At 47.9% G+C, this 390-nt stretch carries 1 protein-coding gene; it reads left to right on the top strand.

Annotation, left to right across the window (positions count from 1 at the left end):
- A partial coding sequence (locus AB4585_RS23430) for a chorismate synthase (protein ID WP_372171174.1) occupies positions 1 to 254 on the top strand: 254 nt, incomplete at its 5' end.
- Positions 255 to 390 lie beyond the last annotated feature (136 nt).

Here is a 390-nt window from a genome sequence, read left to right as displayed (position 1 = left end):
GTGGTATCTCAACTGGCCAAGACATTGTTGCCAACATTGCACTTAAGCCGACATCGAGCATTACCGTGCCGGGTAATACTATCAACCGTCAGGGTGAAGCGACGCAGTTAATCACTAAGGGTCGTCACGACCCATGTGTGGGCATTCGCGCAGTGCCGATTGCTGAGGCTATGCTGGCGATTGTGGTGCTTGATCATTTGCTTCGTCATCGTGGGCAAAACTTTGGTGTTTCTACAGAGACGCCGAAGATTTAAAGTTAACGGTGATGAGTACTTTCAAGGCCTTGAATAGAAATGTTCGGGGCCTTTTTGTTTGGTGTCACAAATTCAGCTTTGTTCATAACGGTTAGCAATGGTTTCGCCTTTGACCGGCGAGGTACTTTTTGTCTGC

The sequence above is a fragment of the Vibrio sp. 10N.222.49.C9 genome (assembly GCF_041474985.1).
Taxonomy (GTDB): Bacteria; Pseudomonadota; Gammaproteobacteria; order Enterobacterales; family Vibrionaceae; genus Vibrio; species Vibrio crassostreae_C.
The sequence above is the reverse complement of the archived record's forward strand: the minus strand, read 5'-3'. Positions and strand labels throughout refer to the sequence as shown.